Origin of the sequence: Jiangella anatolica, assembly GCF_003236295.1 — a bacterium.
In the GTDB taxonomy this organism is placed as follows: domain Bacteria; phylum Actinomycetota; class Actinomycetes; order Jiangellales; family Jiangellaceae; genus Jiangella; species Jiangella anatolica.
Genome location: NZ_POTW01000079.1, coordinates 21,580 through 32,125 on the forward strand (window position 1 = coordinate 21,580; position 10,546 = coordinate 32,125).

At 72.6% G+C, this 10,546-nt stretch carries 9 protein-coding genes; all 9 read right to left on the bottom strand.

Features of this window, described 5'->3' with window-relative positions; genetic code table 11:
* Positions 1 to 61: 61 nt before the first annotated feature.
* The gene (pyrF, locus tag C1I92_RS24845; protein ID WP_369124130.1) at positions 62 to 889 is read right to left on the bottom strand and encodes an orotidine-5'-phosphate decarboxylase; all 828 of its coding nucleotides are present in this window, start codon (positions 887 to 889) and stop codon (positions 62 to 64) included.
* Between the two features lie 32 nt (positions 890 to 921).
* The gene (locus tag C1I92_RS24850) at positions 922 to 1,986 is read right to left on the bottom strand and encodes a quinone-dependent dihydroorotate dehydrogenase (protein ID WP_111257333.1); all 1,065 of its coding nucleotides are present in this window, start codon (positions 1,984 to 1,986) and stop codon (positions 922 to 924) included.
* Positions 1,983 to 5,270, bottom strand: a complete 3,288-nt coding sequence (carB, locus tag C1I92_RS24855) for a carbamoyl-phosphate synthase large subunit (RefSeq protein ID WP_111257334.1) — start codon at positions 5,268 to 5,270, stop codon at positions 1,983 to 1,985. Before carB ends, C1I92_RS24850 begins: the two co-directional genes overlap by 4 nt.
* Entirely contained in the window at positions 5,270 to 6,403 is a 1,134-nt protein-coding gene (gene carA, locus C1I92_RS24860) for a glutamine-hydrolyzing carbamoyl-phosphate synthase small subunit (RefSeq protein ID WP_111257335.1), read from the bottom strand. The genes carB and carA overlap by 1 nt, the downstream gene beginning before the upstream one ends.
* Positions 6,400 to 7,698, bottom strand: coding sequence for a dihydroorotase (locus tag C1I92_RS24865; protein ID WP_111257336.1), 1,299 nt, complete (start codon positions 7,696 to 7,698; stop codon positions 6,400 to 6,402). The genes carA and C1I92_RS24865 overlap by 4 nt, the downstream gene beginning before the upstream one ends.
* Positions 7,695 to 8,633 carry an aspartate carbamoyltransferase catalytic subunit gene (locus C1I92_RS24870; RefSeq protein WP_111257337.1) on the bottom strand — a complete coding sequence of 313 codons (939 nt, stop codon included), beginning with the start codon at positions 8,631 to 8,633 and terminating at the stop codon, positions 7,695 to 7,697. The genes C1I92_RS24865 and C1I92_RS24870 overlap by 4 nt, the downstream gene beginning before the upstream one ends.
* Positions 8,630 to 9,223, bottom strand: coding sequence for a bifunctional pyr operon transcriptional regulator/uracil phosphoribosyltransferase PyrR (pyrR, locus tag C1I92_RS24875; protein ID WP_111257338.1), 594 nt, complete (start codon positions 9,221 to 9,223; stop codon positions 8,630 to 8,632). Before pyrR ends, C1I92_RS24870 begins: the two co-directional genes overlap by 4 nt.
* Positions 9,224 to 9,335: 112 nt before the next feature.
* Positions 9,336 to 9,734, bottom strand: coding sequence for a type II toxin-antitoxin system VapC family toxin (locus tag C1I92_RS24880; RefSeq protein ID WP_111257339.1), 399 nt, complete (start codon positions 9,732 to 9,734; stop codon positions 9,336 to 9,338).
* Entirely contained in the window at positions 9,731 to 9,979 is a 249-nt protein-coding gene (locus C1I92_RS24885) for a type II toxin-antitoxin system Phd/YefM family antitoxin (protein WP_111257340.1), read from the bottom strand. The genes C1I92_RS24880 and C1I92_RS24885 overlap by 4 nt, the downstream gene beginning before the upstream one ends.
* Between the last annotated feature and the right edge of the window lie 567 nt (positions 9,980 to 10,546).

Sequence of the window (10,546 nt, forward strand, 5' to 3'; positions counted from 1 at the left end):
GACGAATCCACGGTACGAGGTCCCCCGCGTGTCGCGCTGGAAGTCGCCGAATTCGCGCCGGTCAGGCCCCGGTGGAGGCACGAAACAGCAGGTCACGGACGTCGTCGATGGTCTTCTGGGCGGCCGCGCGGAGCGCCCGCGGATCCGGTCCGGCGGACAGGACCTCCCGTGACGCCGACGGCACGACCTGCGGCAAGGCCGCCCCGAACACCGTCGCGAGGTCCGCGACGGTGGCGCCCTGGGCCCCGATGCCGGGCGCCAGCAGCGGCCCGCCGACGGCGAGGTCCTCGCCGCTCCCGCCGGTCGCCGCCCCTCCTGTGGTGGCGCCGACGACGACGCCGACGGAGCCCAGCGGCTCGGCGCCGGCGTTCGCCGCCCGGACGTGGTCGAGCATCGTCCCGGCGACGGTGCGGCCGTCGGCGGTCGTCGCGCGCTGGACCTCCGGGCCCTCCGGGTTGGACGTCAGCGCCAGCACGAACACGCCGTTGCCGTGCGCCGCCGCGGTGTCGAGGACCGGCCGCAGCGACTCGAAGCCCAGGTACGGCGAGACGGTGACGGCGTCGGCGCACAGCGGCGACGCCGGGTCGCAGTAGGCATCGGCGTAGGCCTGCATCGTCGAGCCGATGTCGCCGCGCTTGACGTCGAGCAGGACGAGCGCGCCGGCGGCCCTCGCGTCGGCGATGACGTTCTCCAGCACGGCCACGCCACGGGAGCCGTGCCGCTCGAAGAACGCCGACTGCGGCTTGAGCAGCGCGACCGTGTCCCCCAGCGCCTCGACGGCGGTGCGGGCGAACCGCTCCAGCCCGTCGACGTCGTCGGTCAGGCCCCAGGCGGTGAGCAGGCCGGGATGCGGGTCGATGCCGGCGCAGAACGGCCCGCGGGCGGCCATCGCGGCGTGCAGCCGCGCCCCGAACGTCTCGGTCACTGGTCCTCCTCGATCAGGCGGGCGAGCTCGCGCTGGACGCGGGCCGGCCAGAACGGGCCGCCGTAGATGAAGGCGGTGTAGGCCTGGACGAGGGTCGCGCCGGCGCGCAGCCGCTCGTGGGCGTCCGCGGCGGAGGCGATGCCGCCGGCCGAGATCAGCGTCAGCCGGTCGCCGGCGGCGCCGTGCAGCAGCCGCAGCACGGCCAGCGACCGGTCGGCCAGCGGCGCGCCGGACAGCCCGCCGGCGCCGGCCCGCTCGACCGCGACCGGCGTGGAGCGCAGCCCGTCGCGGCCGATGGTGGTGTTCGTCGCGATGACGCCGTCCAACTCCAGCTCCAGCGCCAGCTTCGCCACCGCGAGCACGTCGTCGTCGCCGAGGTCGGGGGCGATCTTCACCAGCAGCGGCACCCGCCGCGACGTGACGGCGTCGGCCTGCGCGCGGACGGCGACCAGCAGCGGCCGCAGCTTCTCCACCGCCTGCAGGTCGCGCAGGCCGGGCGTGTTCGGCGAGCTGACGTTGACGACCAGGTAGTCGGCGTACGGCGCGAGCAGCCGGGTGCTGGCCTCGTAGTCGGCGATCGCGTCGGCCTCCGGCACCGCCTTGGACTTGCCGATGTTGACGCCGACGACGACCGGCAGCGCGCCGCGGCGGCGCCGGCGCCGGGCCAGCCGCGCGGCCACCACGGCGGCACCGTCGTTGTTGAAGCCCATCCGGTTGACGACGGCGCGGTCGGCCACCAGCCGGTGCAGCCGCGGCTTCGGGTTGCCCGGCTGCGGCCGTCCGGTGACGGTCCCGACCTCGACGAACGCGAAGCCGAGGCCGGCCAGGCTGTCGATGCCGGTGGCGTTCTTGTCGAACCCGGCGGCCAGGCCCAGGTGGCCGGGGAAGTGCAGCCCGAACGCCTCGACACCGGGCCCGCGCGGGGTGAGCCGGCGCCGTCCGTACGCCGCCAGCCCCGGCACCCGGGCGGCCAGCCGCATCGCGGCGAACGCGCCCCGGTGCGCCTTCTCCGCGTCGAGCCTCGACAGCACCCGCCGGAACAGCAGGTCGTACGCCGTCACGACCGCTCGGCCCAGGACTGCAGCGACCGGACGCCGACCGACTCCGCGCGCAGCGACTCGATCCCCTGCACCGCCGCGGCCAGCCCCTGGGTGGTGGTGATGCAGGGGATGTTGCCCTGGATGGCGGCGCGGCGGATCTCGTAGCCGTCGGCGCGGGGGCTGCCGCCGGTGGTGGTGCCGCTGGGGGTGTTGATGATGAGGTCGACGTCGCCGGCGAGGATGCGCCCGATGATGGTGGGGGTGCCGTCGGGTTCGTGGCCGACCCAGCGCTTGCGCACGACCTCGGCGGTGACGCCGTTGCGGCGCAGTACCTCGGCGGTCCCGGCGGTGGCCAGGATGGTGAAGCCGAGGTCGGCCAGCCGTTTGACCGGGAAGATCATGTGCCGTTTGTCGCGGTTGGCCAGTGACACGAAGATCGTGCCGGAGGTGGGCAGGGCGCCGAACGCGGCGGCCTGGGACTTGGCGAACGCGGTGCCGAACTGCTCGTCGATGCCCATGACCTCGCCGGTGGAGCGCATCTCCGGGCCGAGGAGGGTGTCGACGGTGCGCCCGTCCGGGGTGCGGAACCGGTTGAACGGCATCACCGCCTCCTTGACCGCGACGGGGGCGTCGGCGGGCAGGTCGACGGCGTCGCCGTCGGCCGGGAGCAGTCCCTCGCCGCGCAGGGTGGCGATGGTGGCGCCGAGCATGACCCGGGCGGCGGCCTTGGCCAGCGGGACGCCGGTGGCCTTGGACACGAATGGCACCGTGCGGGAGGCGCGCGGGTTGGCCTCCAGCACGTAGAGGACGTCGCCGGCCAGCGCGTACTGCACGTTGAGCAGGCCGCGCACCCCGACGCCGCGGGCGATGGCCTCGGTGGAGTCCTTGATCCGGGTCAGCTCGTCGCGGCCCAGCGTGATCGGGGGCAGCGCGCAGGCGGAGTCGCCGGAGTGGATGCCGGCCTCCTCGATGTGCTCCATGACCCCGCCGAGGTAGAGCTCCTCGCCGTCGAACAGGGCGTCGACGTCGATCTCGACGGCGTCGTCGAGGAACCGGTCGACCAGCACCGGATGCTCCGGCGACGCCTCGGTGGCGCGGCCGATGTAGTCGGCCAGGGTGTCGTCGTCGTAGACGATCTCCATGCCGCGCCCGCCCAGCACGTAGGAGGGCCGCACCAGCACCGGGTAGCCGATGGTGTGGGCGATGTCGCGGGCCTGCTCGAACGAGCTCGCGGTGCCGTGCTTGGGCGCGGGCAGCCCGGCCTCGCCCAGCACCCGCCCGAACGAGCCGCGGTCCTCGGCCAGGTCGATCGCGTGCGGCGAGGTGCCCACGATCGGGACGCCGGCGTCGGCCAGCGCCGCGGCCAGCCCGAGCGGGGTCTGCCCGCCCAGCTGCACGATGACGCCGGCGATCGGGCCGGCCTGCGATTCGGCGTGGACGACCTCGAGCACGTCCTCCAGCGTCAGCGGCTCGAAGTAGAGCCGGTCGGAGGTGTCGTAGTCGGTCGACACGGTCTCGGGGTTGCAGTTGACCATGACGGTCTCGTAGCCGGCCTCGTGCAGCGCCATCGCCGCGTGCACACACGAGTAGTCGAACTCGATGCCCTGCCCGATCCGGTTCGGGCCACTGCCCAGGATGATGACCGCGGGCTTGTCGCGGCCGGTGACCTCGTTCTCCTCGTCGTAGGAGGAGTAGTGGTACGGGGTCTTCGCGGCGAACTCCGCCGCGCACGTGTCGACGGTCTTGAACACCGGCCGGATCCCCAGCGCGTGCCGGACCCCTCGCACGACCTCGGCCGACGTGCCGCGCAGCGCCGCCAGCTGGACGTCGGAGAAGCCGTGCCGCTTCGCCTCGCGCAGCACCTCCGGCGTGAGCTGCGATGCGTCGCGGACCTGGTCGGCGACCTCCGTCAGCAGCAGCAGCTGGTCCAGGAACCACGGGTCGATCCGGGTCGCCGCATACAGCTCGTCGACGGTGGCGCCGGCCCGCAGCGCGTCCAGCACGTCGCGCAGCCGCCCGTCGTAGGGCCGCCGCACCTTCTCCACCAGCTCGTTCTTGTCACCCGGCGGGGTCGCGAAGTCCAGTGCGCCGTCGGACTTCTCCAGCGACCGCAGCGCCTTCTGCAGCGCCTCGGTGAAGTTCCGCCCGATCGCCATCGCCTCGCCCACGCTCTTCATGTGCGTGGTCAGCGTGGAGTCCGCGGCCGGGAACTTCTCGAACGCGAACCGCGGCGCCTTCACCACCACGTAGTCCAGCGTCGGCTCGAACGACGCCGGCGTCTCCCCGGTGATGTCGTTCGGGATCTCGTCCAGCGTGTATCCCAGCGCCACCTTCGCCGCGATCTTCGCGATCGGGAACCCCGTCGCCTTCGACGCCAGCGCCGACGAACGGGATACCCGCGGGTTCATCTCGATCACGATCAGCCGCCCGTCGGCGGGATCGACGGCGAACTGGATGTTGCAGCCTCCGGTGTCGACCCCGACCGCGCGGATGATCGCGATCGCCTGGTCGCGCATGACCTGGTACTCGCGGTCGGTCAGCGTCAACGCCGGCGCGACGGTGACCGAGTCACCCGTATGCACACCCATCGGGTCGACGTTCTCGATCGAGCACACGATCACGACGTTGTCCGCGCCGTCGCGCATGACCTCGAGCTCGTACTCCTTCCACCCGAGGATCGACTCCTCCAGCAGCACCTCGGTTGTCGGCGACGCGTCCAGACCGGCCCCGGCGATACGGCGCAGGTCGTCCTCGTCGAACGCCATCCCCGAGCCCGCGCCGCCCATCGTGAACGACGGCCGGACCACGACCGGATAGCCCAGGTCGGTGACGGCGGACAGACAGTCGTCCATCGAGTGGCAGATGTGCGACCGCGCGGTCTCCCCGCCGACCTCCTCGACGATCTTCTTGAACGACTCCCGGTTCTCGCCCCGCTCGATCGCGTCGATCGACGCGCCGATCAGCTCCACCCCGAACCGCTCCAGCACCCCCCGCTCGTGCAACGCGACCGCCGTGTTCAACGCCGTCTGCCCGCCCAGCGTCGCCAACAGCGCGTCCGGCCGCTCCAACGCGATGACCTTCTCCACGAACTCCGGCGTGATCGGCTCCACATACGTCGCATCGGCGATGTCCGGATCGGTCATGATCGTCGCCGGGTTGCTGTTCACCAGGATCACCCGCAGACCCTCCGCCCGCAGCACCCGGCACGCCTGCGTCCCCGAATAGTCGAACTCACACGCCTGCCCGATCACGATCGGGCCCGACCCGATCACCAGGACGCTGTCGATGTCCGTGCGCCTGGGCATCAGGCCTCCTTCTTCGCCGACATCACGTCGGCGAACCGGTCGAACAGGTACGCGGCGTCGTGCGGGCCGGCCGCGGCCTCGGGGTGGTACTGGACGGAGAAGCCCTTGAGCTCGCCGTTCCCGCCCCGCAGCGCCAGGCCCTCGACGACGTCGTCGTTGAGGCAGACGTGGCTGACCTCGGCCTTCCCGTAGGGAGTCTCGGTGACGGCGTCGCGGGGCGCGTCGACCGCGAAGCCGTGGTTGTGCGCCGTCACCTCGACCTTGCCCGTCGTGCGGTCCTGGACCGGCTGGTTGATGCCGCGGTGGCCGTAGCCGAGCTTGTAGGTGCCGAAGCCGAGCGCGCGGCCGAACACCTGGTTGCCGAAGCAGATGCCGAAGAACGGCAGGTCTCGCTCCAGCGCGGCCTGGACGACGCGCATCGGGTGGTCCGCCGTCGCCGGGTCGCCGGGGCCGTTGGACAGGAACAGCCCGTCCGGCTGCCGGCTCAGGACGTCGTCGATCGTCGCCGTGGCCGGCAGGACGTGCACCTCGATGCCGCGCTCGGCCATGCGCCGCGGCGTCATCGTCTTGATGCCGAGGTCGAGGGCGACGACGGTGAGCCGCCGCTCGCCGTCGGCGTTCACCACGTAGGGCTCGACGGTGCTGACCTCGGCGGCGAGGTCGGCGCCGAGCATCTCCGGGCTGTCCAGCACGCGCCGCCGCAGCGCGTCGGGGTCGGTCTCCGTGGTGGAGATGCCGACCCGCATAGCGCCGCGTTCGCGCAGGTGGCGGGTGAGCGCGCGGGTGTCGATGCCGCTGATGCCGACGATCCCCTGCGCGGCCAGCTCCTCGTCCAGGCTGCGACGGCTGCGCCACGACGACGGGCGGCGGGCCGGGTCGCGGACGACGTAGCCGGCCACCCAGATGCGGCCGGACTCGGGGTCGTCGTCGTTCACGCCGGTGTTGCCGATGTGCGGCGCCGTCTGCACGACGACCTGGCGGTGGTAGGACGGGTCGGTCAGCGTCTCCTGGTAGCCGGTCATGCCGGTCGAGAAGACGGCCTCGCCGAACGTCTCGCCGGGCGCGCCGTACGAGCGGCCGCGGAACGTCCGGCCGTCCTCGAGCACGAGCAGCGCCGGTGCGTTCGTCGTCATGCGATTCCCCCAGTCTGGTGCGTCATGCGGCCGCGCAGGAACGTCGCGACGACGGTTCCCGGCAGCTTCATCCCCTCGTACGGAGTGTTCCGCGACAGCGACGCCGATGCCGACGGGTCGACCGTGGTGGTGGTGGTCGGGTCGACGAGGGTGAGGTTGGCCGGCTCGCCGACGGCGATGGGCCGGCCGTGCGGCTGGTCGCCGCCGTCGCAGCGGCCGATGCGGGCCGGCGCGTAGGACATCCGGTCGGCGACGCCGGCCCAGTCGAGCAGACCGGTGTCGACCATGGCGTGCTGGACGACCGACAGCGCCGTCTCCAGCCCGAGCATGCCGAACGCGGCGGCGTCCCACTCGCAGTCCTTCGCCTCGACCGGGTGCGGCGCGTGGTCGGTCGCGACGATGTCGATGGTGCCGTCGGCCAGCGCCTCGCGCAGCGCGGCGACGTCGGCGGCGGAGCGCAGCGGCGGGTTGACCTTGTAGCGCGGGTCGTAGCCGGCCACCAGCTCGTCGGTGAGCAGCAGGTGATGCGGCGTGACCTCGGCCGTCACCGGCAGGCCGCGCTCCTTCGCCAGCCGGACGATCTCGACCGAGCCCCGCGTCGACAGGTGGCAGATGTGCACCCGCGAGCCGACGTGTGCGGCCAGCATGACGTCGCGGGCGACGATCGCCTCCTCGGCGACGCTCGGCCAGCCGCGCAGGCCCAGCCGGCCGGAGAGCTCCCCCTCGTTCATCTGCGCGCCCTCGGTCAGCCGCGGCTCCTGCGCGTGCTGGGCGATGACGCCGTCGAACGCCTTCACGTACTCCAGCGCCCGGCGCATCAGCTGGGCGTCGTGGACGCAGACGCCGTCGTCGGAGAAGACCCGGACGCCGGCGGCGGACTCGGCCATGGCGCCCAGCTCGGCCAGCCGTTCGCCCTTCAGGCCGATCGTGACGGCGCCGACCGGGCGGACGTCGGCGTGCCCGGCCTCGCGGCCCAGCCGCCAGACCTGCTCGACGACGCCGGCGGTGTCGGCGACCGGGTCGGTGTTGGCCATGGCGTGGACGGCGGTGAACCCGCCTCTCGCCGCCGCTCTGGTGCCGGACTCGACGGTCTCGGCGTCCTCGCGGCCGGGCTCGCGCAGGTGCGTGTGCAGGTCGACGAGACCCGGGAGGGCGATCAGCCCGGTGGCGTCGATGACGTCCGCGTCCTCCCGCGCTGCTCCGGTGCCGAGGGCGACGATGACGCCGTCGTCGATGAGGACGTCCTGCGGGTCGCCGCCGAGGACGCGGGCGTTCTGGATCAGGGTCGCGGTCACGCCGCCTCCTCGCTGTTCGTGCCGGCGAGCATCAGGTAAAGCACCGCCATGCGGACGTAGACGCCGTTCGTCACCTGCTCGACGATGACGGAGCGGGCGCTGTCGGCGACCTCGGCGGTGATCTCCATGCCGCGGTTCATCGGCCCGGGGTGCAGGACCAGCGCCTCGGGCGGCATCAGTCTCTGGCGCCTCGTGTCCAGGCCGTAGCGGCGGCTGTACTCGCGGGCGGACGGGAAGAAGGCGGCGTTCATGCGCTCGCTCTGGACCCGCAGCATCATGACCGCGTCGGCACCGGCCAGGGCGCCGTCGAGGTCGTAGCTGGTGGCGCAGGGCCAGGCGTCGACGCCGTTCGGGAGCAGCGTCGGCGGCGCGACCAGCGTGACGTCCGCCCCGAGGGTCGCCAGCAGCAGGACGTTGCTGCGCGCGACCCGGCTGTGCAGCACGTCGCCGACGATGACGATGCGCTTGCCGGCCAGCTCCCCCAGGTGCCGCCGCATCGTGAACGCGTCGAGCAGCGCCTGCGTCGGGTGCTCGTGGGTGCCGTCGCCGGCGTTGACCACGCACGCGTTGATCCAGCCCGACGTCGCCAGCCGGTACGGCGCCCCGCTGGCGGAGTGCCGCACGACGACACCGTCGGCGCCCATCGCCTCCAGCGTCAGCGCGGTGTCCTTCAGGCTCTCGCCCTTGGACAGGCTGGACCCCTTGGCGGAGAAGTTGACGACGTCGGCGGAGAGGCGCTTCGCGGCCAGCTCGAAGGACGTGCGGGTGCGGGTGGAGTCCTCGAAGAAGAGGTTCACCACGGTGCGGCCGCGCAGTGTCGGCAGCTTCTTCACCGCGCGGCCCTCGGTCAGCCGGGCCATCTCGTCGGCGGTGTCGAGCACCAGCGTCGCGTCGTCCAGGGACAGGTCGCCGGCGGAGAGGAGGTGGCGGATCATGGCGTGGCCTCCTGCTGCTCGTCCGGGGCCTGCGTGTCGTGGGCGGGCTTGTCGAGCAGGACGCCGTCGTGCCCGTCGGTCTCGGCGAGGCGCACCTTCACGCTCTCGACCAGCGAGGTCGGGATGTTCTTGCCGACGTGGTCGGCGCGGATGGGCAGCTGGCGGTGTCCCCGGTCGACGAGGACGACCAGCCGGACGGCGCGCGGCCGCCCGATGTCCTCCAGCGCCGTCAGCGCCGCCCGGATCGTCCGCCCCGAGAACAGGACGTCGTCGACCAGCACCACCGTCCGGTCGTCGACCCCGCCCGGCGGGATGTCGGTGGGCTCGAGGGCGCGGGCCGGCCGCAGGCGCAGATCGTCGCGGTACATGGTGACGTCGAGCGCCCCGACGGGGACGTCGATGCCCTCGGCCGCCGAGATGCGCTCGGCCAGCCGATGCGCCAGCGGCACGCCGCGTTTCGGGATGCCGAGCAGGACGAGGTCGGCGGCGCCTCTGTTGCGCTCCACCACCTCGTGCGCGATACGCGTCAGCGCCCGGGCCACATCGTCGCCGTCGAGCACTTCGCGCGCGCCGGATAGGTCGCGAGACATGCTTCGCAGGACCTCCTTCCCCGCCTCACGGGACGGGACTTAAAGGACGTCGGTCATCTGCGAGACTATCAGCGGCCCCGGCCCGACCCGCCGCGACCCGCTGTCGGCCCCGTCACACCCGACTCGGTGCGACGACGCGCAGCCCGGCGGCCCGCGCAGCCTCCGCCTGACGGTGGTCGTAGGCCACCAGCTCGTCGGCCTCCACCCGGATCGCGACGGCGACGTGCAGGGCGTCCAGGCTGCGCAGAGTCGCTCCCGGCAGCAACCCCGCCTCGACGTAGGTCGCCCGGTCCGGCTCGTAGAGGTCGAATCGGTCCAGCAGGTCGGTGACGCGGTCCTGCCCGATCCCGGTGCGGGTGGCCAGCCGGCGCAGCTCGGTCTCCAGCAGTAGGCTCGACACGAGTGGCCGGCCCGCGCGCTGCCGGTCGTCCAGGTAGTCCGCGAGCGCCGCCGACTCCGCCTCCTCGATCAGCAGCTTCGCCGCCGCCGACGTCTCGACGTAGACGCTCACCGATCGCCGCGCAGATCGTCGAGGAGATCCTGCACCGGACCGTCCAACCGGACGCGGTCGAGCTCGGCCAGCCCGCCGCGCACCCGGGCCGGGCGCACGCGCAGACCCGGCCGGCTGCCCGGCGGCACCAGGATCGCCACGATCTCGCCGTGGTTGCTGATGGCGATGCTCTCCCCCGCCTGCACCTCGCGGAGGACGGCGCTGCTGTTGTTGCGCAGCTCTCGATGCGGGATGGTCCGGGCCATCGCTCCCACCTCCTCGGGCTGTAGCAAACGTAGCACAGGTCCTCCTCCTGGGGTGCTCGACCTCTCACCTCCTATGGGTGCTTTCCAGAGGCTGAATGTGACGGGCGACGTGATGTCATGTCCCGATGAGGCTCAGCTGGGTCGACGGCTCCGGCGGCGGCGAGACGTCACTGACGGATGTCGGCCCGGTTCGGCATCGGCTCGCCGCGCTCGACGGCCACCACCGGACCATCGTGACGATCGACGGCGGTACCCGGCCAGGTATGTCGTCTCACTGGAGGTCGCCGTCGCGGCCGCCGAGCACTACGTGATCCATGGGGACTGCGCGCCAACCCTCAGCTGGGAGCGGTACTAGCTGTACCCGGCCAGGACGTTGGTAGCGGCGAGCCTGGTTGAACGAACGAGAACCTCCGAATGGGATGTGGCTTGTCGAAGGCCCACTCCACCCGGAGGTTCTCGTGTCCCACGGTAGTGCCCGGCTGACCGTGCATGGTCGCCGCCTGATCGTTCAACGCCACCGGGCCGGCTGGCCCCAGGCCCACATCGCCGCTGCGATGGGAGTCTCCC

Bases quoted from the DNA above. Each gene is read 5' to 3' on its own strand.
- carA (WP_111257335.1), bottom strand. From the start codon at position 6,403: ATGACGACGAACGCACCGGCGCTGCTCGTGCTCGAGGACGGCCGGACG.
- C1I92_RS24870 (WP_111257337.1), bottom strand. From the start codon at position 8,633: ATGATCCGCCACCTCCTCTCCGCCGGCGACCTGTCCCTGGACGACGCG.
- C1I92_RS24885 (WP_111257340.1), bottom strand. From the start codon at position 9,979: ATGGCCCGGACCATCCCGCATCGAGAGCTGCGCAACAACAGCAGCGCC.
- carB (WP_111257334.1), bottom strand. From the start codon at position 5,270: ATGCCCAGGCGCACGGACATCGACAGCGTCCTGGTGATCGGGTCGGGC.
- pyrR (WP_111257338.1), bottom strand. From the start codon at position 9,223: ATGTCTCGCGACCTATCCGGCGCGCGCGAAGTGCTCGACGGCGACGAT.
- pyrF (WP_369124130.1), bottom strand. From the start codon at position 889: ATGGCCGCCCGCGGGCCGTTCTGCGCCGGCATCGACCCGCATCCCGGC.